Annotated in this window: 22 protein-coding genes and 1 riboswitch; of the genes, 7 read left to right on the plus strand and 15 right to left on the minus strand. The window is 72.2% G+C overall.

The window, feature by feature from the left end; translation table 11 throughout:
• Positions 1-355 precede the first annotated feature (355 nt).
• Complete coding sequence (locus tag OG867_RS06085) at positions 356-1,591, minus strand: sensor histidine kinase (protein WP_406283420.1); 1,236 nt, start codon at positions 1,589-1,591, stop codon at positions 356-358.
• Positions 1,591-2,244, minus strand: coding sequence for a response regulator transcription factor (locus OG867_RS06090; protein ID WP_143617776.1), 654 nt, complete (start codon positions 2,242-2,244; stop codon positions 1,591-1,593). The genes OG867_RS06085 and OG867_RS06090 overlap by 1 nt, the downstream gene beginning before the upstream one ends.
• Positions 2,245-2,626: 382 nt before the next feature.
• Here OG867_RS06090 and OG867_RS06095 point away from each other — a divergent pair, with 382 nt between their 5' ends.
• Positions 2,627-2,803 (plus strand): hypothetical protein, encoded by a 177-nt coding sequence (locus OG867_RS06095; protein WP_018105385.1) that lies wholly within the window; start codon positions 2,627-2,629, stop codon positions 2,801-2,803.
• Between the two features lie 87 nt (positions 2,804-2,890).
• On the opposite strand, the gene OG867_RS06100 is transcribed toward OG867_RS06095, so the two are convergent.
• Together OG867_RS06100 and OG867_RS06105 are read right to left on the minus strand one after the other, a co-directional pair.
• The gene (locus OG867_RS06100) at positions 2,891-3,721 is read right to left on the minus strand and encodes an inositol monophosphatase family protein (protein WP_406283423.1); all 831 of its coding nucleotides are present in this window, start codon (positions 3,719-3,721) and stop codon (positions 2,891-2,893) included.
• A gap of 48 nt (positions 3,722-3,769) precedes the next feature.
• Positions 3,770-4,897: a ferrochelatase gene (locus OG867_RS06105; protein WP_406283425.1), complete on the minus strand. Its 1,128-nt coding sequence runs from the start codon at positions 4,895-4,897 to the stop codon at positions 3,770-3,772.
• A gap of 208 nt (positions 4,898-5,105) precedes the next feature.
• Between OG867_RS06105 and OG867_RS06110 the strand changes: the two genes are divergently transcribed.
• On the plus strand, positions 5,106-6,428 hold the full coding sequence (locus tag OG867_RS06110; RefSeq protein ID WP_406283427.1) for a D-arabinono-1,4-lactone oxidase: 1,323 nt from the start codon (positions 5,106-5,108) through the stop codon (positions 6,426-6,428).
• Between the two features lie 7 nt (positions 6,429-6,435).
• Here the strand turns inward: OG867_RS06110 and OG867_RS06115 are convergent, their stop codons facing one another.
• Positions 6,436-7,407 (minus strand): hypothetical protein, encoded by a 972-nt coding sequence (locus OG867_RS06115; RefSeq protein WP_406283429.1) that lies wholly within the window; start codon positions 7,405-7,407, stop codon positions 6,436-6,438.
• A gap of 494 nt (positions 7,408-7,901) precedes the next feature.
• On the opposite strand from OG867_RS06115, the gene sepH reads away from it, so the two are divergent.
• Positions 7,902-8,960 (plus strand): septation protein SepH, encoded by a 1,059-nt coding sequence (gene sepH, locus OG867_RS06120; RefSeq protein ID WP_018105380.1) that lies wholly within the window; start codon positions 7,902-7,904, stop codon positions 8,958-8,960.
• Positions 8,961-9,031: 71 nt separating this feature from the next.
• On the opposite strand, the gene OG867_RS06125 is transcribed toward sepH, so the two are convergent.
• Positions 9,032-9,862 carry a sulfurtransferase gene (locus OG867_RS06125; protein ID WP_406283431.1) on the minus strand — a complete coding sequence of 277 codons (831 nt, stop codon included), beginning with the start codon at positions 9,860-9,862 and terminating at the stop codon, positions 9,032-9,034.
• A gap of 230 nt (positions 9,863-10,092) precedes the next feature.
• On the opposite strand from OG867_RS06125, the gene OG867_RS06130 reads away from it, so the two are divergent.
• Complete coding sequence (locus OG867_RS06130; protein WP_406283433.1) at positions 10,093-10,869, plus strand: VOC family protein; 777 nt, start codon at positions 10,093-10,095, stop codon at positions 10,867-10,869.
• Here OG867_RS06130 and OG867_RS06135 read toward each other — a convergent pair.
• Complete coding sequence (locus OG867_RS06135; protein WP_406283434.1) at positions 10,841-11,287, minus strand: hypothetical protein; 447 nt, start codon at positions 11,285-11,287, stop codon at positions 10,841-10,843. The two genes, OG867_RS06130 and OG867_RS06135, sit on opposite strands and share 29 nt — an antisense overlap.
• 98 nt (positions 11,288-11,385) lie before the next feature.
• On the opposite strand from OG867_RS06135, the gene OG867_RS06140 reads away from it, so the two are divergent.
• A complete protein-coding gene (locus tag OG867_RS06140) occupies positions 11,386-11,742 on the plus strand; it encodes a MerR family transcriptional regulator (protein ID WP_406283436.1) in 357 nt (118 codons plus the stop codon).
• A 3-nt stretch (positions 11,743-11,745) separates the two neighbouring features.
• Here OG867_RS06140 and OG867_RS06145 read toward each other — a convergent pair whose 3' ends face one another.
• The 4 genes from OG867_RS06145 to OG867_RS06160 form a co-directional block, all read right to left on the minus strand.
• Positions 11,746-12,396, minus strand: a complete 651-nt coding sequence (locus tag OG867_RS06145) for a thymidine kinase (RefSeq protein WP_406283438.1) — start codon at positions 12,394-12,396, stop codon at positions 11,746-11,748.
• A gap of 53 nt (positions 12,397-12,449) precedes the next feature.
• On the minus strand, positions 12,450-13,640 hold the full coding sequence (locus OG867_RS06150) for an alkaline phosphatase family protein (RefSeq protein WP_406283440.1): 1,191 nt from the start codon (positions 13,638-13,640) through the stop codon (positions 12,450-12,452).
• Complete coding sequence (locus OG867_RS06155) at positions 13,640-14,236, minus strand: DUF5998 family protein (RefSeq protein ID WP_328902786.1); 597 nt, start codon at positions 14,234-14,236, stop codon at positions 13,640-13,642. The genes OG867_RS06150 and OG867_RS06155 overlap by 1 nt, the downstream gene beginning before the upstream one ends.
• An 89-nt stretch (positions 14,237-14,325) precedes the next feature.
• A complete protein-coding gene (locus tag OG867_RS06160; RefSeq protein ID WP_406283442.1) occupies positions 14,326-17,265 on the minus strand; it encodes a GNAT family N-acetyltransferase in 2,940 nt (979 codons plus the stop codon).
• Positions 17,266-17,438: 173 nt separating this feature from the next.
• Between OG867_RS06160 and OG867_RS06165 the strand changes: the two genes are divergently transcribed.
• Positions 17,439-17,720: an HPr family phosphocarrier protein gene (locus tag OG867_RS06165; RefSeq protein WP_018105371.1), complete on the plus strand. Its 282-nt coding sequence runs from the start codon at positions 17,439-17,441 to the stop codon at positions 17,718-17,720.
• Between the two features lie 173 nt (positions 17,721-17,893).
• Here OG867_RS06165 and OG867_RS06170 read toward each other — a convergent pair whose 3' ends face one another.
• From OG867_RS06170 to OG867_RS06185, 4 genes are all read right to left on the minus strand, one after another.
• Positions 17,894-18,598, minus strand: coding sequence for a GntR family transcriptional regulator (locus OG867_RS06170; RefSeq protein WP_406283443.1), 705 nt, complete (start codon positions 18,596-18,598; stop codon positions 17,894-17,896).
• A gap of 210 nt (positions 18,599-18,808) precedes the next feature.
• Positions 18,809-19,648, minus strand: a complete 840-nt coding sequence (locus OG867_RS06175) for a M23 family metallopeptidase (RefSeq protein ID WP_406283444.1) — start codon at positions 19,646-19,648, stop codon at positions 18,809-18,811.
• 13 nt (positions 19,649-19,661) lie between these two features.
• Positions 19,662-19,827, minus strand: a riboswitch (cyclic di-AMP (ydaO/yuaA leader).
• Positions 19,828-20,048: 221 nt separating this feature from the next.
• Positions 20,049-21,431, minus strand: a complete 1,383-nt coding sequence (locus OG867_RS06180; protein WP_406290789.1) for a M16 family metallopeptidase — start codon at positions 21,429-21,431, stop codon at positions 20,049-20,051.
• 26 nt (positions 21,432-21,457) lie between these two features.
• Entirely contained in the window at positions 21,458-22,828 is a 1,371-nt protein-coding gene (locus OG867_RS06185) for a M16 family metallopeptidase (protein WP_406283446.1), read from the minus strand.
• A gap of 311 nt (positions 22,829-23,139) precedes the next feature.
• Here OG867_RS06185 and OG867_RS06190 point away from each other — a divergent pair, with 311 nt between their 5' ends.
• Entirely contained in the window at positions 23,140-25,590 is a 2,451-nt protein-coding gene (locus OG867_RS06190) for a DNA topoisomerase (ATP-hydrolyzing) subunit A (RefSeq protein ID WP_406283448.1), read from the plus strand.
• Positions 25,591-25,594: the final 4 nt, after the last annotated feature.

The raw sequence follows: 25,594 nt of genomic DNA on the forward strand, positions 1-25,594 counted from the left end.
GAGAGGCCGGACTTGTGCCCGACCTGAGGCGGAGATTTTGCCTCACATCAAGGTCTGTTACTCAATCGACACCCAAAAGGACCGCTCGGGAGTGATCGGCTTGGGTGGCGATGGGGACCGTACACGGTCCCGGCGGCACCCTCTGCAGGCGCCACCCCGTGTACTTCCCGTCATGCATACCCCCGAAAACCCGGTGATTCGCCGGGTTTCCGGTGAGTTCCCTGGTCACGGAGCGTGGACAGGGAGATATTCGCTCCTGTGATCGATCACACACGGTTTCTTCGGGATCAGGTCCCGAAAATTCCGCTCAAAGCGAACAAAAAATAATCAGTGCGCAAAGCTCCTCTCGGGCCGGTTAGACCGGCAGTGAGACGCGCATCACAAGACCACCGCCTTCGCGGGGCTCGGCGATGATACGGCCGCCGTGGGCGCGGGCGACGGACCGCGCGATCGACAGACCGAGCCCGACCCCCTTGTCGCTGCCCGTCCGCTCCGTGCGCAGCCGCCTGAACGGCTCGAAGAGGTTGTCGATCTCGTACGCCGGAACCACGGGCCCCGTGTTCGAGACGACGAGCACCGCCCGGCCGGGCAGCAGCTCCGTGCTCACCTCGACCCAGCCGCCCTCCGAGATGTTGTACCGGACGGCGTTCTGTACGAGGTTCAGCGCGATGCGCTCCAGCAGGACGCCGTTGCCCTGGACGACGGCCTCGGCCAGCTCCACGCGCGTCTCCACGCCCTTGGCCTCGGCCTCGCCGCGCGCCTGGTCCATGGCGCGCGAGGCGACCTCGGCGAGGTCGACGGGTTTGCGCTCGATGATCTGGTTGTCGCTGCGGGCCAGCAGCAGCAGGCCCTCCACCAGCTGCTCGCTGCGCTCGTTGGTGGCCAGCAGCGTCTTGCCCAGCTGCTGGAGCTCGGGCGGCGCCTCCGGGTCGGAGAGGTGGACCTCCAGCAGCGTGCGGTTGATGGCGAGCGGCGTGCGCAGCTCGTGCGAGGCGTTGCCGACGAACCGCTGCTGCGCGGTGAAGGCCCGCTCCAGCCGGTCCAGCATGTCGTCAAAGGTGTCGGACAGCTCCTTGAGCTCGTCGTCCGGCCCGTCCAGCTCGATGCGCCTGGACAGGTCGGTCCCGGCCACCCGGCGGGCGATGCGGGTGATCCGGCCCAGCGGCGAGAGGACCCGGCCGGCCATGCCGTAACCGAAGGCGAAGGCGATGATGCTGAGCCCCACCAGGGCCAGCAGCGACCGGTTGAGCAGCGTGTCCAGGGCCTGCTGGCGCTGGTGGTTCACGCAGGAGTTCATCGCGGCGTTGACCGCGCTCGGCGAGTTGCCGTGCTCCAGGAGGTTGCAGACCTTGCTGGACATATAGCCGTCGACGACCTTGAACGGCAGCTCACTGCCCACGTGCAGGGCCTGCGCCGCCAGCATGTAGATGATCGACAGCAGCAGGATGCCGGCGATCAGGAACATGCCGCCGTACAGCAGCGTGAGCCGTATCCGGATGGTCGGACGCAGCCAGGGGTAGGAGGGCTCCTGCTGCTTCGGCTCCCAGGTGGGCTTGGGGGGCGCGGGCGGCGGGGCGGCGGGCACGGGCATCAGATCCGGTAGCCGGAGCCGGGCACCGTGACGATCACGGGCGGCTCACCGAGTTTGCGGCGCAGGGTCATGACGGTCACCCGGACGACGTTGGTGAACGGGTCGGTGTTCTCGTCCCACGCCTTCTCCAGCAGCTGCTCCGCCGAGACGACGGCGCCCTCGCTGCGCATCAGGACCTCCAGGACGGCGAACTCCTTGGGCGCGAGCTGTACCTCCTGGCCGCCTCGGAACACCTCCCGGCGGTTGGGGTCCAGCTTGATCCCGGCCCGCTCCAGGACGGGCGGCAGGGCGACGGTCGTCCGCCGGCCGAGGGCCCGTACCCGGGCGGTCAGCTCGCTGAACGCGAAGGGCTTGGGCAGATAGTCGTCGGCGCCGAGCTCCAGGCCCTCCACCCGGTCGCTGACGTCCCCGGACGCGGTGAGCATGAGCACCCTGGTGGGCATGCCGAGCTCCACGATCCGGCGGCAGACGTCGTCGCCGTGGACCAGGGGGAGGTCGCGGTCGAGCACCACGACGTCGTAGTCGTTGACCTCGATGCGCTCCACGGCCGCGGCCCCGTCGTACACGACATCGACGGCCATGGCCTCACGGCGCAATCCGGTGGCCACCGCATCGGCGAGCAGCTGCTCGTCCTCCACGACGAGTACGCGCACGGCGCTTCCTTCCCTAGAACTTCGCAAGCGGTCTGCCCCACGGGGCTCCGGGCGTCCGGGACGGCCCGGCCGCCCGTGCCCGGGCACGGCCCCGGCACACTTGTGCGGCTCCATCCTGCCCGCAACCCGCATAAACCGGCGGTAAGACGTCCTGCCCCGACCTGCGGCTTCAAGGAAGCAACGGGATTTTCGGGCCAGTTGAGGTTTCTCTGAGCTTGGGGCGGGGGAGTACGCATTCACACCCGCGATCACGTCTTCCCATGTGGCGTTGTCACAGGCCCCTCCGTCCCCCGGAGAGTGCGTGATCACCCGCCCTACCGCCTCGGCGGAGGGAAACCCGGGCACACCCCCGTGCCACCGACCCACGATGAGGGGGCGCTTCATGGACGCTTTCACCGCAGGTCTGCTGCAACGCATCAAGACGACCGAGGACGACCTCACGAAGGCCCGGGAGACGGGCGACGACTTCCTCGCGGACGTCGAGCAGAGCGAGCTGGACGACCTCCGTCGTCTCGCCGCCGAGCACGGTGTGCGGATCAGCACGACGACGAACGCCTGACCGTCCCTATGGGCGAAAGGCCCCGCAGCCGCCGTACGGCGGCTGCGGGGCCTTTCTGCTGCCCTGGTACGGGTTCGGCGCCCCGCGTCAGTCGTGCCAGGCGCCCAGCCCGTCCAGGAGGGCCTGGAGCGGTTCGAAGACCCCGGGGGACGCGGCGACGGTCAGCTCTCCGTCGGCCGGCCTGCCCGGGCGCCCGCCGGTGAGGGCACCGGCCTCCCGGGCGATGAGGTCGCCCGCGGCCAGGTCCCAGGGGTGCAGCCCGCGCTCGAAGTAGCCGTCGAGCCGGCCGGCGGCCACGTCGCAGAGGTCGATCGCCGCGGAGCCGCCGCGCCGGATGTCCCGGACCTGCGGGACGAGGTCGCGCGCCACCTCGGCCTGGTGGGCCCGGACCTCGGCGACGTAGTTGAAGCCGGTGGCCACCAGCGCCTCGGCGAGCGGGGCGGTCTCCCGGCACCGCAGCCGGACGTGCCGGTCGCCGTACGCGCCGCCCGTGACGAAGGCCCCGTGGCCGCGTTGTGCGAAGTACGTCTCGCCGCGCATCGGGACCTCCACCACACCGGCGACCCGCTCGCCGTACATCTCGACGCCGATGGAGACGGCCCAGGACGGGAGTCCGTAGAGATAGTTCACCGTGCCGTCGAGCGGGTCGATCACCCAGCGCACGCCGCTGACGCCCTCGGCGGTCGTACCGCCCTCCTCACCGAGGTAGCCGTCGAGGGGGCGGAAGTCGATCAGGAACTCGGTGATCAGTTTCTCGGCGGCGATGTCCATCTCGGTGACGACGTCGACCGGGCTGGACTTGGTCGCGGCCACGCCCAGTCCCGCCGGACGCCCGTCGCGCAGCAGCCTGCCGGCGAGTTGCGCGGCTTCCTGGGCGAGTTCGAGCAGGGTCTCCACTGAGTGTTCGACTCGGGTCACGGCGTTCCCTAAGGGGTTGAGAAGGGGCGGACAGGGAAGAGCGAAGGCTTACGCGTAAGGGCTGTCGGCGCCCGCGGCGGCGGGCTTGGGCGCCCGGGCCGGGCAGCAGCCCACCGGGCAGAGGTCGTGGCTCGCACCGAGCGTCCCGAGGGCGCACCGACGCGGCTCGCGGCCCTGCTCGGCGGCGGCCCGTTCCAGGACGAGCTCGCGCACGGCGGCGGCGAACCGGGGATCGGCACCGACCGTCGCGGAGCGGCGTACCGGCAGGCCCAGCTCGGCGGCTCTGGCGGTGGCCTCGGTGTCGAGGTCGTACAGGACCTCCATGTGGTCCGAGACGAAGCCGATGGGCGCCATCACGACGGCGGGGACACCCTCGCCGTGGAGGGCGTCGAGGTGGTCGCAGATGTCGGGCTCCAGCCACGGGATGTGCGGCGCGCCGCTGCGCGACTGGTAGACGAGCCGCCAGGGGTGGGCCGTGCCGGTCCGCTCGCGCACCGCGTCCACGATCAGCCGGGCCACGTCGAGGTGCTCGGCGACGTAGGCACCGCCGTCCCCGTGCGCCTCCACGGGGCCCGAGGTGTCCGCCGCCGAGGTCGGGATGGAGTGCGTGGTGAAGGCCAGGTGCGCACCGGGGCGCACCGCGTCGGGCAGGTCCGCCAGCGAGGCGAGGACGCCCTCCACCATGGGCTCCACGAAGCCGGGGTGATTGAAGTAGTGCCGGAGTTTGTCCACGCGCGGCACGGGAAGGCCCTCGGCCTCCAGGGCGGCGAGTGACTCGGCGAGGTTCTCGCGGTACTGCCGGCAGCCGGAGTACGAGGCGTAGGCGCTGGTCGCCAGGACGGCGATGCGGCGGTGGCCGTCGTTGACCATCTCGCGCAGGGTGTCGGTGAGGTACGGGGCCCAGTTGCGGTTGCCCCAGTACACGGGCAGGTCCAGCCCGTGCTCGGAGAAGTCCTTGCGCAGCGCGTCGAGCAGAGCCCTGTTCTGGGCGTTGATCGGGCTGACGCCCCCGAACAGGAAGTAGTGCTTGCCGACCTCCTTGAGCCGTTCCTCGGGGATGCCCCGGCCACGGGTCACGTTCGCGAGGAACGGAACCACGTCGTCCGGGCCTTCGGGGCCGCCGAAGGAGAGCAGCAGCAGGGCGTCGTAGGGGGCGGGATCGCGCAGATCGGACATGCCGTCGATCCTGCCACCCGAGCCGGGACGGGGTGGCACCGACGTCCGGAGCGGGCGCTTCCGGTCCCCGCACGGGGTGGTGGGAGGGGTGGATGCATATGCGGGAGCCGTGAGTATGATCCCCCTCCAACCGGCCGGTAACCCGTGGTTTCCGTCCGGGGGAAGCGCCGGCTGGGTGGGCCGGTTCCTAGGGAAGGGCGCGGCGAAGATGACCGAGACCTACGCACGGACGGCGACGAGCCCATGGCGCAACTGGGCGGGGACGGTCACCGCGCGGCCGGCCCGGACCGTGTCCCCCGCCTCCGTGGACGAGCTGGCCGAGGCGCTGCGCAGGGCGTCCGAGGACGGGCTGCGGGTGAAGCCGGTCGGCACCGGGCACTCGTTCACCGCGACCGCGGCCACCGACGGACTGCTCATCCGCCCCGATCTGCTGACCGGTATCCGCGCGATCGACCGCAAGGCGATGACGGTGACGGTCGAGGCGGGCACCCCGCTGAAGCGCCTGAACAACGCACTCGCCCGCGAGGGCCTCTCGCTCACCAACATGGGCGACATCATGGAGCAGACGGTCGCCGGAGCCACCTCCACCGGCACGCACGGCACCGGCCGTGACTCGGCGTCCATATCCGCCCAGATACGCGCCCTGGAGCTGGTCACCGCGGACGGCACGGTGCTGACCTGTTCGGAGACCGAGAACGCCGATGTGTTCGCGGTGGCGCGGATCGGGCTCGGCGCGCTGGGCGTCATCACCGCGATCACCTTCGCCGTGGAGCCGGTCTTCCTGCTGACCGCCCGCGAGGAGCCGATGAGCTTCGACCGGGTGACGACCGACTTCGATCAGCTCGTGGCCGAGAACGAGCACTTCGAGTTCTACTGGTTCCCGCACACCGGGAACTGCAACACCAAGCGCAACAACCGCAGCGCCGGTCCCGCCGCCCCGCCCGGCAAGGTCGGCGGCTGGATCGAGGACGAGCTGCTGTCCAACGGCGTCTTCCAGGTCGCCTGCGCGCTCGGCCGGGCCGTACCCGCCACGATCCCCTCGATCGCCCGGATCTCCAGCCGGGCCCTGTCGGCGCGTACGTACACCGACATCCCGTACAAGGTGTTCACCAGCCCGCGCCGGGTGCGGTTCGTGGAGATGGAGTACGCGCTGCCGCGTGAGGCCGCCGTCGAGGCGCTGCGCGAGGTGCGGGCGATGGTGGACAGCTCGCCGCTGCGGATCAGCTTCCCGGTGGAGGTGCGCACCGCGCCCGCCGACGACATCGCGCTCTCCACGGCGTCGGGCCGGGAGAGCGCGTACATCGCCGTCCACATGTACCGGGGCACGCCCTACCAGGCGTACTTCACGGCGGTGGAACGGATCATGACCGCGCACGGCGGCCGCCCGCACTGGGGCAAGATCAACACCAGGGACGCCGCGTACCTCTCCGGGGTGTATCCGCGCTTCGGCGAGTTCACAGCCGTACGCGATCGGCTGGACCCGGAGCGGCTGTTCGGCAACGACTACCTGCGCCGGGTGCTGGGCGACTGACCCGGGCTCACTCCCCCGCTTCGGTGCCCGCGGGCGCCGGGGCGCCGTCCGTGGCCGTCGGGTCGGGCGTCGTGCTCTCGCCGCCGTCCGTGGTGCTCGGGGTGGGCGTGGGCGTTGGCTCGACACCGCCGCCCGCCGGGTCCGAGGGGGTGGGCGAGGGTGTCGCCCCTTCGGTGGGAGCGCCGCTGCGGTCCGGTCGCGGGGCGGTGCCGTCCTCGTCCCCGGCGCCGGTGCCGGGCGTCGCCGTACCGCTCTCGTCCTGCCGGCCGGGGTTGGTCCCGTCCTGGCCGGGTCCGGTGGTTTCGGCGGGCTCGGGCGTGGAAGGCCCGCTGCCGTGCCCACCGCGTACGACGGAGCCCACGGTCGTCCCATGGCCGCCGCTCAGGTCGTCGCCGGAGATCAGTTCGTAGGTGGTGATGCCGGCCATCGAGACCGCGAAGACCACGGCCGCGCCGATGGCCGACCGCTTCCAGCCACGCAGCCGGGTGCCGTGCGTGGTCGCCTCGGAGAACTCCTCGTCCGGCCCGGCGCCGGTGGCCGGGCCGCGCAGCACGGTCGTCGCGCCGGGCTCCGCCCGGCGCAGGAGCATCGTCTCGTCCGGCCGCGGGTCCGCCCGGCGCAGCACCGTGGTGGCGTCGTCCACCGCTCCCAGCAGGACGGTCTCCTGCGGCGAGGGGTCCGGCTGCCGCGCACCGGTCTCGCGGGTGTAGACGGTCACCTCGCGGTCCGGCTGCTTGACCTGGACCGTGACCTCGCGGATCTGCTCTCCCGTACGACGGAAGAAGTGCTGGAACACCGAGCCGCCGCAGGTCGCCACGACGCTCATGACTCCGGCGCCCGCGATGGTTCCGTACACACCGAGCTGGGAAGCCGCCACGGCCGCCGCCACCGCGGCGACCGCACTGCCCGCCACCTGGGGCAGGCTCAGATCGATCCGCCTCTCCTTGAGTTCTATGTCGCTTTCCGGCTTCTGCACCATTTCCAGCCCTTGATTGACATCTCTCCCACCATGCACCAACTAGGGACACCTGAGCGAAGCCGAAAGTTCCGGTTGCGTGGATTGTGTGAAGCACGACACGGATCATGAGCAGGAGGCGTCTGAAGGGGTAGGTCAACTCCCGCACCTGACGAGAACTTCGACGGCGCGGCGGTCCACCCACATGGCCCGAATGGAGTACTGTGGCGAGCCCTGGGGCCGGACACCCGCGCGGGCGTCCGGAACCTTCGGAGGGGGCCGAAGGAGGCACTCGATCCGGCGGCGCACGGCATCGCACGGCGGCCTGCTACACGGAGTGACTATCGGTCACTTTGCGTCGCGCACGGGCTACCGTGGCATACCGGCGATCAAGGGCTCACGCCCGACACGCCGGGCAACACGGCAATGTTGTGGCAGGCTGCACCCGGGCAGGCCACACTCGACTAGCGGAAGCAGCGACGCACGTGACGTCGGCAGGCACCACCCGGGAGGTCCCCATGCCCGAACTGCGTGTCGTGGCCGTCTCCAACGACGGCACACGACTGGTGCTCAAGGCTGCGGACAGTACGGAGTACACGCTTCCGATCGACGAGCGGCTGCGAGCCGCCGTGCGCAACGACCGCGCCCGGCTCGGCCAGATCGAGATCGAGGTGGAGAGCCACCTCCGCCCGCGCGACATCCAGGCACGGATACGAGCCGGCGCCTCCGCCGAGGAGGTCGCCCAGTTCGCCGGGATCCCCGTCGACCGTGTCCGCCGCTTCGAGGGCCCCGTGCTCGCGGAGCGCGCCTTCATGGCCGAGCGGGCCCGGAAGACTCCCGTGCGCCGTCCCGGCGAGAACACCGGCCCCCAGCTCGGCGAGGCGGTGCAGGAGCGGCTGCTGCTGCGCGGCGCCGACAAGGAAACCGTCCAGTGGGACTCCTGGCGTCGCGACGACGGCACCTGGGAGGTCCTCCTCGTCTACCGGGTCGCGGGTGAGCCGCACTCGGCGAGCTGGACGTACGACCCGCCGCGCCGACTGGTCCAGGCCGTGGACGACGAGGCCCGTTCGCTGATCGGCGAGACGGACGAGGTCGCGGCGCCCGAGCCCAGCTTCCCGTTCGTGCCCCGGATCGCCCGGCTGCCGCGCGACCGGCCGCTGGACCGCGCGCTCGACCGGCAGATCGAGCGTCCGGCCCCGCCTCCGCCCCCGGAGCCGGAGGAGCGGATCGCCGGGGTGACCGCGAGCGAGCGGGATTCCCTCACCAGCCTGCTGGAGGCGGTGCCCAGCTTCCGCGGTGACATGGTCGTACCGGAGCGGCCCGCGCCGCCCGAGCCGCCGGCGATCGAGCCGCCGGAGCGGGAGCCGGAGGCCGAGGAGCCGCCGGCCGCGTCGGCCGGAGCGGGCTCCGCGTACGCGGACGTCCTGATGCCGCGCGCGGTCGCCGGTCACCGCGACCGGCTGACGGGGACGACGGACCGGCAGGCGGAGGCGGACGGGGTCCGGCCCGGGCGCAGAGCCGCCGTGCCCAGCTGGGACGAGATCGTCTTCGGCACCCGCCGCAAGAAGCAGGACTAGACGGCATGCCAAGGGCCCGTACGCGCTCGCGTACGGGCCCTTGCGCGTCGTCCTCGCGCGACGGCGTGCCGTTACCGGGGGTCGGGTCCGGTGGCGACCGGGCGCGACTCGTCGGCGGACCAGTCGGACCAGGAGCCCGCGTAGAGGGCGGCCCGGTGCCCGGCGAGCTCCAGCGCCAGCACCTGCTGGGCCCCGGAGACCCCCGAGCCGCAGTAGACGCCGACCTCCGCGGTCGCCCCTTCGACGCCCAGCCCGGCGAACCGGGCGGCCAGGCGTTCGGGGCTCAGGAAGCGGCCGTCCGCGTCCACGTTCTCGCCGGTCGGCGCGGAGAGCGCGCCGGGGATGTGGCCGCCGACCCGGTCGATGGGTTCCACATCGCCCCGGTAGCGCTCGGCCGCCCGCGCGTCGAGCAGGACACCCGAGCGGGCCAGGGCCGCGGCGCCGTCCGCGTCGAGCAGCGGCAGCGCTCCCGGCGCGGGCGCGAAGTCGCCCTCGGCCGGGTCCGGGGTCTCCTTCGACAGCTCGCCCGTCCAGGCCGCGAGGCCGCCGTCCAGCACCCGTACGTCGGCATGCCCGGCCCAGCGCAGGAGCCACCAGGTCCGGGCGGCCGCCCAGCCCTGACCACCGTCGTAGACGACGACCGGGCCGCCTCGGCGGACCCCGGCACGGCGCATCGCGGCGCCGAACTCCTCCGGGTCGGGCAGCGGGTGGCGGCCACCGGTGCCCGCCGGTCCGGCGAGCTCCGTGTCGAGGTCCACGAAGACCGCGCCGGGGATGTGCCCCGCCTCGTAGCCGGGCCGGCCGTGCGGGCCGCCCAGCTGCCAACGTACGTCCAGGAGCACCGGCGGACGCGGCCCCGCCAGTTCGCTCGCGCATTCGAATGCGGAGATGATGGGCTTCATGCGTGCCATCCTCGCGCAGACGCCCGGCTGCCCGTAACGACCACCACGCGGTTATACCAGGACAAACCGGTCTGCCTGGGGCGAGATCCCGGACACGACGGCGCGGCCGGAGCGCATCCCGCGCCCGGTGGTGCAAGCATCTGCACGGGGCGTACACAACTCGCACCGCACCACGGCGCGCCGACCCCGTTTTCCCGTACGACCACCACGATGGTCCGAGGAGAGTGACGATGACCGAGGCTGCCGCTCGGCGTACACCCGGAACACCTTGCTGGGTGAGCCTGATCGTGCACGGCCTGCGCACCACCCAGAACTTCTACGCCGAACTGTTCGGCTGGGAGTTCGGACCCGGCCCCGAGCAGCTCGGCCCGTACGCACGGGCACTGATCGACGGCAAGGGGGTCGCGGGCATCGGCCAGCTGCCGCCGGACCGGCATCTCCCGATCGCCTGGACGACCTATCTGGCCACCGACGACGCCGATCAGACGGCGGAGGCCATCCGGGCCTGCGGCGGCACGGTCGGCGTCGGGCCGCTCGACGCGGGCGAGGCGGGCCGCATGGCCATCGCCTCCGACCCGGGCGGGGCCGTCTTCGGCATCTGGCAGGCCGCAGCGCACATCGGCACCACGCTCGCGGGGGCGCCCGGCACCCCGGTCTGGAACGAGCTGGTGACCCGGGAGACGTCGACGGTCGCCAAGTTCTACCAGGCGGTCTTCGGCTACGAGACCAAGGCGGTCGTCTCGGCGGACTTCGACTACCAGACCCTGCACCTCCAGGGCCGCCCGGTCGCCTCGCTCCACGGCGTCGGCCACGCACTGCTGCGCGACCGGGGGCCGCACTGGATGACGTACTTCGAGGTGGCCGACACGGACGAGGCCGCGCAGCAGGTGGCGGAGCTCGGCGGTCAGGTCCTGACCCCGCCGAGGGAGGGCCCGAGCGGCAGGGTCGCGACGGTCACGGACCCGGAGGGCGCGGTCTTCACGATCCAGCACTCGGTGGCACGCTGACCGCACCGCGTACGAGCCGCCAGGGCGCGAGCTGGACGACGCCGAACGCCACCTCGGCCACCAGGAACAGCCAGAGCCAGTACGGGGCTCCGTGGGCGAGCGCGTACGCCTGCCACAGGGCGAACAACGTGCGCGCGAGGCCGTCGTACAGACCGTGCACCGGCAGCGGCCGGATGAGGCGCAGGAGCGCCCAGACGACCACCACCGACCCCATGAGGTTGGCGTAGAGGGTTTCGATCGGATCGAGGACGGGCAGACCGCCCGCCCCGGTCGCCTCCCCGAGCCGGGACAGCGCGCTGTTCACCAGCCCGTACGTCCACGGGGTGGCGAACCCCGCGGTGACGGCGAGGTCGTACCACGCGCTCGCGCGTACGAAACGCGGATAGGCGGGGTGGGAGGGCGTGACGGTACGGAACAAGGCGGGACTCCTGACGGCTTCCTTCACGGACGCCCCCGACCGTAAACACTGGAGTACTGTCCAAGGTCAAGTCCGCGAACCCGGAGGGTGGGAGAGCCGTGCGCATCGGGGAGCTGGCCGCGCGGACGGGGCTGAGCAGGGACACCATCCGCTTCTACGAGCGGACCGGGCTGATCTCCGGGCAACGGCTGCCCAACGGCTACCGCGACTTCCCGCCGGAGACGGTCCCCTGGCTCGCCTACGTCCGCACCGCCCAGGCGCTCGGCTTCTCACTGGCCGAGATCGCACGCACGGGCCAGGAGCTGCGCGACACACCGGACAGCGCGGCGGCACTGTCCGCACTGTTCGAGGAGAAGATCGCGGTCATCGACGTACGCATGGTCCAACTCACCGCCCTGCGAGCTGACCTGACCGCACGCGCCAACACGGGCTGCCCGCTGCGGACGGCGCGCTGAGCGTCAGGCGGAGCTCACCGGCAGGACGTCCGGGGAGAGTGCGGCGGCCTGGGCGGACGCCGCGGTGGCGCGGCGGCGGTGGTGGCGGCGGCACAGTACCTCGTAACCGACCTCGCCCGCCGGGTGGTTCACATCACCGACGACGACCTGTGCGCCCTCCACGACCATCTCGCCGTCCACGGTCCGGGCGTTGTGCGTGGCGCGGGCGCCGCACCAGCAGAGGGCTTCGACCTGGAGCTGTTCCATGCGGTCGGCGAGCTCGACCAGCCGCTGCGAGCCGGGGAAGAGCCGGGTGCGGAAGTCCGTCGTGATGCCGAAGGCGAAGACGTCCATCTCCAGGTCGTCCACGACCCGGGCCAACTGGTCGATCTGGGCCGGGGCCAGGAACTGTGCCTCGTCCACGATCACGTAGTCGACCCTGCCGCCCTTGGACAGCTGGGCGACGAGATACGCGTACAGGTCCATGTCCTCGTCGGCCTCGACGGCCTCCGTGACCAGGCCGAGGCGGGACGAGAGCTTCCCCTCCCCCGCCCGGTCGTCCCGGGTGAAGATCACGCCCTGCAGGCCCCTCGCCGACCGGTTGTGGCCGATCTGGAGGGCCAGGGTGCTCTTTCCGCAGTCCATCGTTCCGGAGAAGAACACAAGCTCGGGCATGAGGGGTTGAGCACCTTTCGGGACGGGAAGAGAGAGCGGCTGGACGGAACGGGCTACGAGCGTACTTCGAGGAGCGGGACGAACTGCTCGACGGGAGTCATGGAGCCGTGCATGCCGACCATGGCCGACTCGTGCGGCTCGTTGCGCGAGGCGGTGATCACCACGTCGTCGTGGGCGGCGGCGACCACGTCGCCGATCCTGCCGTACACCCGCTCGTCAACGCGGGGGCCGAACCAGCCCGCGGCGACGGCCTCGTCCCGGCTCGCCACCCAGAACTGCTCGCCCAGCACCTCGCGCCAGACGGCCAGCACGTCGGACGCGGCGCCCGGCACGGCGTACACATGCCGCGCCCGGCCCTCGCCGCCGAGCAGCGCGACGCCGGCGCTCAGCTCCCAGTCCTCGTCGAAGTCGATCCGGGACTGCTCGTCGAAGGGGATGTCGATCATGCCGTGGTCGGCGGTGATGTAGAGCGCCGAGCGCGGCGGAAGCTGCTCGGCCAGGCGCCGGGCCAGCCCGTCGACGTACATCAGCTGTCCGCGCCAGGCGTCGGAGTCGGTGCCGAAGCGGTGGCCCTTGCCGTCGACCTCGCTGTAGTACGTGTAGACGAGCGAGCGGTCGCCGGAGGCCAGCCGCTCGGCGGCGGTGTCCATCCGCTCCTCGCCGCTGAGCCGGCCCAGGAAGGAGCCGCCGCTCAGCGCGACCTTGGTCAGCGGGGTCTGCTCGAAGGTGGGGGCGGAGACCTGGGCGGTGCGCACACCGGCGGCGTCGGCGAGCTGGAAGAGGGTGGGGTGGGGCTGCCACGTCTTCGGCGGGGTCCACGGCTTCCAGCGGAGCTGGTTCATCAGCTCGCCGGTCTCGGGGTTGCGGACGGTATAACCGGGAAGGCCGTGCTCGCCGGGGGGCAGGCCGGTGCCGACGGAGGCCAGCGAGGTCGCCGTGGTGGCCGGGAAGCCTGCCGTGATCGGGCGGCCGGTGCCGCCGCGCGAGGTCGGCAGCAGCGAGTGCAGGAAGGGGGCCTCGTCGGGGTGGGCCTTTATCTGCTCCCAGCCGAGGCCGTCGATCAGGAACACGCAGTTCCGGTCGGCGGGGGCGAGTTCGCCGATGGCCGCGTCGAAGCCGGCTACTTCCTGGCCCGCGAGCAGGGTCGGCAGCAGGTCGGCGAGCGAGCCGCTGCCGTACTCCGGGACGGGCGCGGAGTCGACGGGCAGCGGGACGAAGTCGTCCGGCCAGGCCGGCTGGACCATCAGTGGCCGGCCGCGGGGGTCGCGGCCGTGGCCTCGGAGAGCGCCTGGGCGAAGGCGAGGGTCTGGCGCACGGTGTCCGGGCCGTCGCCGGCCTCGCTGACCCGCAGGCTCAGGTCGTCGGCGGTCGTGCTGCCGGTGTAGCCGTGGTCCGCCTCGCAGTTCGGGTCGCCGCAGGCGGCCGGCTCCAGGTCGATCCGGGAGACCGCGCCCCAGCCGATGGTCAGGACGACCTCGCGGGGCAGGGTGCCCGGAACGTACTTCTCCGGGTTGGCGACGACGCGGCTGACCACGACCGAGGAGATCCGGTCCAGCTTGACCGACTCCGTCGAGGTGGTGGCGTACGGGGAAGGGGAGCTGGTGTCCGCGTTCTGCTCGTCGGTGTGGCTGACGATGAAGCGGGTGTCCGTGAGCACCAGCACCGTGACGTGCCGGCGCACCTCGTTGGAGTCGAAGGTCGTCTCCTGGTGCACCAGGTACGAAGCGACCGGCTCACCGCCCACGGCGGCCTCCACCGCCTCGGCCACGAGGGCCGGGTAGTAGCCGCTGCGCTCGATCGCCGCGCGCAGCCCCTGGGTGGTCGTACCGGTCTTAGCCATGGGAACCATCCTACGGGGGCCGGATGGCTGCCGGGGACGCCGCCGGAGCCCCGCCCCGGCCGGTCCAGGAGGACACGAGCGGGCCGGCGTCAGTAGTTGGACAGGCGGCGCGGGCCGAGGTCGTTCCGGGCCGGGGGCGGCGAGAGACGGACGCTCGCCCCGAGCACCGAGAGGCCCTGCGGGGCGACCACGACCGGTTCCAGGGCGATGGACACCACCTCGGGATGGTCGTCGACCAGCCGGGAGACTCGCAGCAGCACCTCCTCCAGCGCGGCGGTGTCCACCGGCGCCGCGCCGCGCCAGCCGAACAGGACGGGGGCCGCGCGGATGGACCGGATCAGCTCGGCGGCGTCGCGGTCGGTGGCCGGGACCAGGCGGTGGGCGGTGTCGCCGAGCAGCTCGGAGGGCGCCCCGGCCAGACCGAAGGAGAGCACGGCGCCGGCGGCCGGGTCGATGGTGGCCCGTACGACGGTGTCGACGCCGCGCGGCGCCATGGCCTGGACGACGGGCCGCAGCTCCGCCGGCTTGCCGAGCAGTTCGGTGAGGTCGCCGTACGCGCGGCGCAGGGCCGCCTCGCTGTCGAGGTCCAGGCGTACGCCGCCGAGGTCGGCCCGGTGGCGCAGATGGGGCGCGGTCGTCTTGAGCGCCACCGGATAACCGAGCCGGGCGGCGGCGGCCACCGCCTCCTCCGGGCCGGGGGCGGGCAGCGTGGGGCGTACGGCGATGCCGTAGCAGGCGAGCAGTTCGCGGGCCTCGTCGTGGCCGAGCGGCCGGCCGCGCGGGTCGGGGTCCTCGCCGAGGAGCGCGTCGATGCGGGCGGCGGCGCCCGGGGGGTCGATGGTGTCGTCGAGGAAGTCGGGCACCTTGCCGGGCGTCGCGGCCTGGCGCCGCCACTGCGCGTACCGCACGGCCTCGGCGAGCGCCCGCACGGCGCGCTCGGCGGCGGGGTAGGCGGGGATGCGGCCGATGCGGGGGGCGTCCTGAGGGTCGCCGGGGGCTCCGGGAGTGCCGTCCTCGGCGGCGGGGGATGTCGGAGCAGCGGCGGACGGCGTGGGGGCCGGAGTGCCGGTGGCTCTGGCGCTCGGCGACGCGGCGGGGGTTCCCGTCGCACTCTGTGCCGCCGTGAACGGCTGGGTGGCCGGGCGCGGCTGCGCCACCGTGCTGGTGGCGGCCGACAGCGCCTCCGCCAGGCCGCCGATCTCGACGTGGACCACGGCGACCGGCTTGGCCGGTCCGGCGGCGGCGGCCGCGTGCAGGGCGGTGGCCAGGACCTCGCCGTCGCCCGACTCCGCCTCGCCGTTCTCGCCGACCCAGGGGATCGCCGTCACGATCACGGCGTCGCACGCCCCGTCGGCCAGCGCCGCCGACAGCGCGTCCCGGAAGTCCTGCGGGGTGGCGGCGGTGGTGAGGTCGATGGGCGGCCGGGGGCGAAGCCCCTCGGCCAGGCAGACGTCGTACGTGAGCAGCCCCAGGGACTCCGAGTTGCCGAGGATCGCGACGCGTCCGCCCGCCGGGAGCGGCTGGTCGGCGAGGAGCAGCCCGGCGTCGACCATCTCCGTGACCGTGTCGACGCGGATGACGCCCGCCTGCCGCATCAGCGCGGAGACCGTGGAGTCGGGGATGCGGCTGACGGGGACGGCGTGGCCGGGCGGGGTGGAGCCGCTGTGCCGGGCGCCCTTGACCACGACCACCGGTTTCACGGCGGCGGTACGGCGGGCGAGGCGGGTGAACTTGCGCGGGTTGCCCAGCGACTCCAGGTAGAGCAGGGCGACATCGGTGTCCGGGTCCTCGTACCAGTACTGAAGGAAGTCGTTGCCGGAGATGTCGGCCCGGTTGCCGGCCGAGATGAAGGTGGAGAGGCCCGCGCCGCGCCGGTAGAGCCCGGAGAGCAGGGCGATGCCGATGGCGCCGGACTGGGTGAACAGACCGATGCGCCCGGAGGCGGGCCGGTCCGGGGCGAGCGAGGCGTTGAGCCGGACCGCCTCGGAGTTGTTGATGACGCCGAACGCGTTGGGCCCGATGATCCGCATGCCGTACGAACGGGCCTGGCGCACCAGTTCCCGCTGGCGCTCGCGGCCCTCGGCGCCCCACTCGGCGTAACCGGCGGAGAGGACCACCAGTCCCTGGACGCCGTGCTCGCCGCAGTCCGCGACGGCCTCCGGGACCCGGTCGGCGGGCACGGCGACCACCGCGAGGTCGACCGGCTCGCCGATCTCGCCCAGGGAGCGGTGCGCGGGGACCCCGTCGATGGTGCCCTGGTCCGCGGAGAGGGCGCTGTTGACCGCGTGGACGCGGCCGGTGAAGCCCGCGCCGAGCAGGTTGCGCAGAACGGTGCGGCCGACGCCGCCGGGGGTGCGGCCGACGCCGATGACGGCGACGGAGCCGGGGGCGAGCAGCCGTTGCACGGACTTGGCCTCGGCGCGCTGTTCGCGGGCGCGCTGGACGGCGAGTGATTCGGCGGTGGGTTCGAGGTCCAGGGTGAGGTGGACGGAGCCGTCCTCGAAGCTGCGCTGCTGGGTGTAGCCGGCGTCCCGGAACACCTTGATCATCTTGTTGTTGGCGGGCAGCACTTCCGCGGCGAAGCGCCGGATGCCGCGCTCGCGGGCGACGGCCGCGATGTGTTCGAGCAGGGTCGAGGCCACGCCTCGGCCCTGGTGGGCGTCCTGGACGAGGAAGGCGACCTCGGCCTCGTCGGCGGGGGCCGAGGCGGGGCGGCCGGTCGCGTCGATGCGGTCGTAGCGGACGGTGGCGATGAACTCGCCGCCCACCGTGACGGCCAGACCCACCCTGTCGACGTAGTCGTGATGGGTGAAGCGGTGGACGTCCTTGGCGGAGAGCCGGGGGTAGGGCGCGAAGAAGCGGTAGTACTTCGACTCGTCGGAAACCTGCTCGTAGAAGCTGACCAGGCGCTCGGCGTCGTCCGTGGTGATCGGCCTGATCCGCGCGGTGCCGCCGTCGCGGAGCACCACGTCCGCCTCCCAGTGATCGGGGTAGGCGTGATGCGGACTCTGCTCCGGAGAGGGCTGCATGAGGAAAGCCTACGGCTGTCGCACGGGTCGCGGGGGCGCCGGGGCCGGGGCAGTCTGAGGTCTCCGGACGACCGTGGGCGCGGCGTCCGGGAGGGCCCGCGGGTCTGCCCGGAGCATCGCGCACCACATGAGACACTGGTCTAGACAACCGTTGATTCTTGAAGGGCAGAACCATGGCTGAGCGCCGCGTAAACGTCGGTTGGGCCGAGGGCCTGCACGCCCGCCCCGCTTCCATCTTCGTCCGTGCCGCTACGGCCTCCGGCGTTCCCGTCACCATCGCCAAGGCGGACGGCAACCCGGTGAACGCGGCCTCCATGCTCGCGGTGCTCGGGCTCGGCGCCCAGGGCGGCGAGGAGATCGTGCTCGCCTCCGACGCGGACAACGCCGAGGCCGCCCTGGACCGCCTGGCGAAGCTGGTCGCCGAGGGGCTTGAGGAGCTTCCGGAGACCGTCTGAGCCCGAGCGGCCCGACACCGCCGGAATTCTTACGGAAAGCCGCGGCCCCCTGCATGGGGCGCCGCGGCTTTTGCGCGCACGGACCCAAGCCGTGTCGGCCCGGGCCGAATAGGCGGGCGATGCCTTTTCCGGTTTTTTTACACACGCCTTTCTTTATTTGTACGCGTCCTTTGTTAATTCCGGCCGCCCGCGGTGTTTACGGCACGTTGCGAAGTCCTCACACGGCCGGCCCGGGGCACGGTGGCGGGGCGGGCGGTGCGGCGGAGCCGGTGCGCGGCGCCGTGGCGGTCGGCGAGCTGCACGGCCAGGGCCCGCGCCCGCTCCGCGTCCCCGCGCGCCACGGCGTCCACGAGGGCCCCGTGCTCGGCCCAGGCTTCGGCCGGGCGGGCCGGCTGCTCGACCGCGTACATCCAGGCGATCTTGTGGCGGAGCTGGGTGAGCAGGGCGATGAGGCCGGGGCTGCCGGACGCCTGGGCCAGCGTCTCGTGGAACCAGCCGGCCAGGGAGCGCAGGTCCTCGCCCTCGCCCCGGCGGGCCCGCTCCTGGCCGAGCCTGACCAGGCCGCGCAACACCTTGAGGTGGGCGTCCGTCCGGCGCTGGGCCGCGCGGGCCGCGCTCAGCGGTTCCAGCAGCATGCGGACCTCCAGGAGGTCGGCGGCCTCCTGCTCCGTGGGCTCGGCGACGCAGGCTCCGGCGTGTCTCCGGGTGACCACGAAGCCCTCCGACTCCAGGGTGCGCAGCGCTTCCCGTACCGGGACGCGGGAAACCCCGTAACGCCGTGCGAGCACCTCCTCGGTGAGCCGGCTGCCACGTTCGAAGACACCGGAGACGATGTCGTCACGGATTGCCGTGCATACCGAATGCGCCGGAACACGCATGTCCGAACCTCCGCCTCAATCCCCGCGAACAGCGGCCGATCGACACCTCTGGCGTGACTCTATTGCAATGCGCTCGCATTTCCGATGCCGGGCGGGAATTCATGAATATCTTTTGGTCGCGGCCGGGCGGTGGAAGGCGCGCGGGGAGGCGCGGGAACGGCGAAGGCCCCGGCGGGCTGCCGGAGCCTTCGGTATGGAGCCTGTGACCGGTCAGACGCCGACGCCGTGGGCGCGCAGATAGGCGACCGGATCCATGTCGGAGCCGTAGGAGGGCGTGGTGCGGGCCTCGAAGTGGAGGTGCGGACCGGTGGAGTTGCCGGTCGAGCCGGAGAGCCCGATCTGTTGGCCGGCCGCGACGCCCTGGCCGACGGAGACACCGATCGAGGAGAGGTGGCCGTACTGGGTGTACGTGCCGTCCGTCATCCGGAGCACGATGTTGTTGCCGTACGCCCCGCCCCAGCCGGCCTCCACGACCGTGCCGGCGCCTACGGCGACGACGGAGCTGCCGGACGCGGCGTGGAAGTCGATGCCGGAGTGGCTGCCGGAGGACCAGAGGGAGCCACTGGACTTGTAGCCGGTGGTCACGTACGAGCCGGCGACGGGCAGCCGGTAGGACGAGCCGAGCGCGGTACGTGCGGTGGAGCGGCCGGCGCGGGCGGACGCCTCGCGGGCGGCCTTGGCCTTCGCCTTGGCCGCCGCCTTGGCCTTGGCGGCCTTCTCGGCGGCCTTGTTCTTCGCGGCCTCGGCCTTCTTCTTGGCCGCCGCCTTCGCCTTGGCCGCCGCCTTCTTCTCGGCGGCCTCGGCCTGGTGCTGCTGCGCCGCCGCCTGGGCGTCGATCCGGTCGGCGAGGGTGTTCTCGATGGCGAGGAGCTGGGAGAGGCCGGTCTCGGTGGCGGCGGGGGCCGTCCCGGTGTCGGCGGCGAGGGCCGGGGAGGCCAGGGAGCCGATAACACCGCCGGCGGCGAGCGTCGCGACGCCGACGGCCTTGGCGCCGGCGCGCGTCAGGCGGCTCGGGGCACGGTGCTTCCCGGTGGCACGGGTGAACGCCATGGGGTGGCTGGTCCTTTCCTTCCTTCTCGCCTACCGGGTTAGCTGACGGGTTCGGAGCAGGAAGGTCTCCTACGGACGCCTCGCCCCGGACGGAGCGCGGGCATCCGATTCACCCCAGGGACTTGTGGGTCCCCGGCTCCCCAGGCTCGCGCCTGACGGGGACTCGGCGATGGCTGCCCGGTACGTGACGGATGCGCGTACGAGTGGCGGACAGCGGACCCGACGCTAAGCGGGCGGACTTCCCGCCACCAAACGGACACGGGGCTTTGTAGCGCATCCCACAGGGCGAGCCGACCTCTTAGCGTGCAAAAGGTTCAAAGCGCCCAAACGTGCGGGGAGGGTCCGGCGCGACCGCGCGCCGGACCCTCCCCGTTGCCCGTCGAGCGGGCCGAGCGGCGGATCAGCCGGTGACGACCGACACCTCTCCGATGCCGAGCGCCCTGACCGGCTCCTCGATCTGCGAGGCGTCACCGACCAGGACCGTGACCAGCCGGTCCACCGGGAAGGCGCTGACCACGGCCGCGGTCGCCTCGACGGTGCCGGTCTCGGCGAGGCGGGCGTACAGCGTCGCCTGGTAGTCGTCCGGGAGGTGCTGCTCCACCTGGTCGGCGAGGGTGCTCGCGACGGAGGCCGCCGTCTCGAACTTCAGGGGCGCGACGCCCACGAGGTTCTGCACGGCCGTCTCGCGCTCGGCGTCCGTCAGGCCCTCGGCGGCCAGCGTCCGCAGGACCTTCCACAGGTCGTCCAGCGCCGGTCCGGTGGATTCGGTGTCCACGGAACCGCTGATGGCGAGCATCGAGGCGCCCGTCGCACCCGACACGGAGTCGGCGGCGCCGGAGCGGAGCACCTGGGCGAAGGCCCGCACGCCGTACGTGTAGCCCTTCTCCTCGCGCAGCACCCGGTCGAGCCGGGAGGTCAGTGTGCCGCCCAGGCAGTAGGTGCCGAGGACCTGGGCGGGCCACACGCTGTCGTGGCGGTCGGCGCCGATGCGGCCGAGCAGCAGCTGGGTCTGCACCGCGCCGGGGCGGTCCACGATGATCACCCGGCCGGTGTCGTCGGCCGTGATCGGCGGGACGGGGCGGGGCTCGGCGGAGTTCCCGGACCAGTCGCCCAGGGTCTCGGCGAGCAGCGCGTCCAGGTCGATGCCGGTGAGGTCGCCGACGACCACGGCGGTCGCGGTGGAGGGGCGGATGTGCGCGTCGTAGAAGGCGCGCACGGCCGCGGCGTCGATCCGCTCGATGGTCTCCTCGGTGCCCAGGCGCGGGCGCGACATGCGGGCCGTGGTCGGGAAGAGCTCCTTGGAGAGCTGCTTGGCCGCGCGGCGGGCCGGGTTGGCCTGCTCGTGCGGGATCTCGTCCAGCCGGTTGCTCACCAGACGCTCGATCTCGCTGTCGGCGAAGGCCGGCGCCCGCAGCGCCTCGGCGACCAGGCCGAGCGCCTTGGCCAGGCGGGAGGCCGGGACCTCCAGGGAGACCCGGACGCCCGGGTGGTCGGCGTGGGCGTCGAAGGTGGCGCCGCACCGCTCCAACTCGGCGGCGAACTCCTCGGCGCTCCGCTTGTCGGTGCCCTCGGACAGGGCGCGCGACATGATCGTGGCCACGCCGTCCAGACCCTTGGGCTCGGCGTCCAGGGGGGCGGCGAGGAAGATCTCGACGGCGACGACCTGCTGGCCCGGGCGGTGGCAGCGCAGGACGGTGAGGCCGTTGGGCAGGGAGCCCCGCTCGGGCGCGGGGAAGGCCCACGGCCGGGCCGCGCCGGGAGCGGGCTGGGGGTGGAACTGCATCGAAACTTCAGTCGCGGCAGCGTCGGTCACTGGTCCGCCCCTTCGTGCGCGTCGGTGTCGGTGTCGGCGTCGGCCTCTTCGGCGGCCTCGGCGGGCTCGACCGGTTCGTAGACCAGGACCGCCCGGTTGTCGGGCCGCAGCTGCGCCTGCGCGGCGGCCTTGACCTCCTCGGCCGTGACGTCGAGGACCCGGTTCACGGCGGACAGCGCGAGCTGCGGGTCGCCGAACAGCACGGCGTAGCGGCACAGTTCGTCGGCGCGGCCCGCGACCGTACCGAGGCGGTCCAGCCATTCACGCTCCAACTGGGCCTGGGCGCGCTCCATCTCCTCGGCCGTGGGGCCCTCCTCGGCGAACCGGGCCAGCTCCTCGTCCACCGCGGTCTCGATCTCCGCCACCTCCACGCCGCCGGACGTCTTGACGTCCAGCCAGCCCAGGGAGGGCGCGCCGGCGAGCCGGAGCAGTCCGAACCCGGCGGCCACGGCCGTACGGTCGCGCCGGACCAGGCGGTTGTGCAGCCGGGACGACTCGCCGCCGCCGAGCACGGTCAGGGCGAGGTCCGCGGCGTCGCACGCGCGGGTGCCGTCGTGGGGCAGCCGGTACGCGGCCATCAGGGCACGCGCCGGCACCTCCTCGCGCACCTCCTCACGCAGCTGGCCACCCATGACCGTGGGCAGCGAGCCGTCGCGCGGCGGCTGCTTGCCGTCGTGGGAGGGGATGGAGCCGAAGTACTTCTCGATCCACGCGAGGGTCTGCTCGGGGTCGATGTCTCCAACGACCGACAGCACCGCGTTGTTCGGCGCGTAGTACGTACGGAAGAAGGCGCGGGCGTCCTCCAGGGTCGCCGCGTCCAGGTCGGCCATGGAGCCGATCGGGGTGTGATGGTACGGGTGGCCCTCGGGGTAGGCCAGCGCGGTCAGGCGCTCGAACGCGGTGCCGTACGGGACGTTGTCGTAGCGCTGGCGGCGCTCGTTCTTGACGACGTCGCGCTGGTTCTCCATGGACTCCTCGTCGAGCGCGGCGAGCAGCGAGCCCATCCGGTCGGCCTCGAGCCACAGGGCCAGCTCCAGCTGGTGCGTGGGCATCGTCTCGAAGTAGTTGGTCCGCTCGAAACTGGTGGTGCCGTTGAGCGAGCCGCCGGCGCCCTGCACCAGCTCGAAGTGTCCGTTCCCCTTGACCTGGCCTGAGCCCTGGAACATCAGGTGCTCGAAGAGGTGGGCCAGGCCCGTACGGCCCTTGACCTCGTGGCGTGAGCCGACGTCGTACCAGAGGCACACCGCCGCGACCGGGGTCAGATGGTCCTCGGAGAGCACCACGCGCAGGCCGTTGGCCAGACGGTGCTCGGTCGCTGTCAAGCCGCCGGAGCCGGCCTGGGCTGTGGCCGTGTGACCCATGGGCATGTACGTCCCTTCGATCGCGCTACTGGATGTCCATATGAAGAAGCCGCTGCGGGAGGCTGCTTCGAAAGGTTGCTTCAAGACACCCGCCACTGTATGCAAGCGAACCGGCACCTGCCGAAGTTCCCGTGCGGCGAAGCTGCGAGCGAAATTCCCCGGAAGGTGGTCCTCCGCCCCCTCGGGACGGACGGCGCGGGGCCTTTGGGACGGGTCGAGGTCGGGGTTGTCAGTGCGGCGGTCCACAATGGACCGCGTCAGAACCTGAGGGAACCTGAGGTTGCCCGCTCGAAATCCGTGAAGGAGTCGCAGCAGCGATGGCCCGCCGCAGCACGAAGACCCCGCCGCCGGTCGACTTCGAGGAGAAGATCCTCGACATCGACGTCGTCGACGAAATGCAGGGCTCCTTCCTCGAGTACGCGTACTCGGTGATCTACTCACGCGCCCTCCCGGACGCCCGTGACGGCATGAAGCCGGTGCATCGCCGCATCGTGTACCAGATGAACGAGATGGGCCTGCGCCCGGACCGCGGCTTCGTGAAGTGCGCCCGGGTCGTCGGCGAGGTCATGGGCAAGCTGCACCCGCACGGCGACGCGTCGATCTACGACGCGCTGGTGCGCATGGCCCAGCCGTTCTCCATGCGTCTCCCCCTGGTCGACGGGCACGGGAACTTCGGCTCCCTGGGCAACGACGACCCGCCCGCCGCCATGCGGTACACCGAGTGCCGGATGGCCGACGCGACCTCGCTGATGACGGAGTCGATCGACGAGGAGACGGTCGCCTTCCAGTCGAACTACGACGGTCAGGAGCAGGAGCCGGTCGTCCTCCCGGCGGCCTACCCCAACCTCCTGGTCAACGGCGCGAGCGGGATCGCGGTCGGCATGGCGACCAACATGCCGCCGCACAACCTGGGCGAGGTCATCGCCGCGGCCCGGCATCTGATCAAGCATCCGGGCGCGGACCTGGAGACGCTGATGCGGTTCGTTCCCGGTCCCGACCTGCCGACGGGCGGGCGGATCGTGGGTCTCGGCGGCATCAAGGACGCCTACGCCAACGGCCGCGGCTCATTCAAGATCCGTGCCACGGTCGCCGTGGAGAACGTCACACCGCGCCGCAAGGGCCTCGTCGTCACCGAACTGCCCTTCACCGTCGGCCCCGAGAAGGTCATCTCCAAGATCAAGGACCTGGTCTCGGCGAAGAAGCTCCAGGGCATCGCGGACGTCAAGGACCTGACGGACCGCTCGCACGGCCTGCGTCTGGTCATCGAGATCAAGAACGGCTTCGTGCCGGAGGCGGTGCTGGAGCAGCTCTACAAGCTGACGCCGATGGAGGAGTCCTTCGGCATCAACAACGTGGCGCTGGTCGACGGCCAGCCGCTCACGCTGGGCCTGAAGGAGCTGCTGGAGGTCTATCTCGACCACCGTTTCGAGGTGGTGCGCCGGCGCAGCGAGTACCGCCGGACCAAGCGCCGCAACCGGCTGCATCTGGTCGAGGGTCTGCTCGTCGCGCTGGTCGACATCGACGAGGTCATCCGGCTCATCCGGTCCAGCGACAATTCGGCGCAGGCGAAGGAGCGGCTCATGGAGCGCTTCTCGCTGAGCGAGATCCAGACGCAGTACATCCTGGACACGCCGCTGCGCCGGCTCACCCGCTTCGACCGGATCGAGCTGGAGAGCGAGCGGGACCGGCTGGACGCCGAGATCGCCGAGCTGACGACGATCCTGGAATCGGACGCAGAGCTGCGCAAGCTGGTCTCCGCGGAACTGGCCGCGGTCGCGAAGAAGTTCGGCACGGCCCGGCGCACGGTGCTGCTGGAGTCGGCCGGTTCGCAGGTCGCGTCGGTGCCGCTGGAGGTGGCGGACGACCCGTGCCGGGTGCTGCTGTCCTCGACGGGCCTGCTGGCGCGTACGGCCAACGACGAGCCGATCGTCGTCGCCGAGGGCGCCAAGCGGTCCAAGCACGATGCGATCGTCTCGGCGGTGGCGGCGACGGCTCGCGGTGACGTCGGGGTGGTGACGTCCAGCGGACGGCTGCTGCGGCTCCCGGTGATCGATCTCCCTCAGCTGCCGGACACGCACGCGGCGCCCAATCTGTCGGGCGGGGCGACGGTCGGCGAGTTCCTCACGCTGGAGGCGGACGAGGACGTCGTCTGCCTCACCACGCTCGACGAGGCGTCACCGGGTCTCGCCATCGGCACGCTGCAGGGCGTCGTCAAGCGCGTGGTGCCGGACTACCCGGCCAACAAGGAAGAGCTGGAGGTCATCACCCTCAAGGACGGTGACCGGATCGTCGGCGCCTCGGAGCTGCGGACGGGTGAGGAGGACCTGGTCTTCATCACGTCGGACGCGCAGCTCCTGCGCTACCCGGCCGCGCAGGTGCGCCCGCAGGGGCGGCCGGCCGGCGGTATGGCGGGCGTCAAGCTGGGAGCCGGTGCCAGGGTGCTCTCGTTCGCGGCGGTGGACCCGGCGGCGGACGCCGCGGTGTTCACGGTCGCCGGTTCGCACGGCACGCTGGACGACTCGGTCCTGACCTGCAAGCTCACCCCGTTCGACCAGTATCCGCGCAAGGGCCGGGCGACCGGTGGGGTGCGCTGCCAGCGGTTCCTGAAGGGCGAGGACGTGCTGGTGTTCGCCTGGGCGGGCGCGCTGCCGGCCATGGCGGCGCAGAAGAACGGCGCCCCGGCGTCGCTACCCGAGCCCGACCCGCGGCGCGACGGTTCCGGGATGCCGCTGGAGAGCCCGGTCGCGGTGATCGCCGGCCCGGCGTAGGCCG

It is taken from the genome of Streptomyces sp. NBC_00209 (assembly GCF_045206345.1).
In the GTDB taxonomy this organism is placed as follows: Bacteria; Actinomycetota; Actinomycetes; order Streptomycetales; family Streptomycetaceae; genus Streptomyces.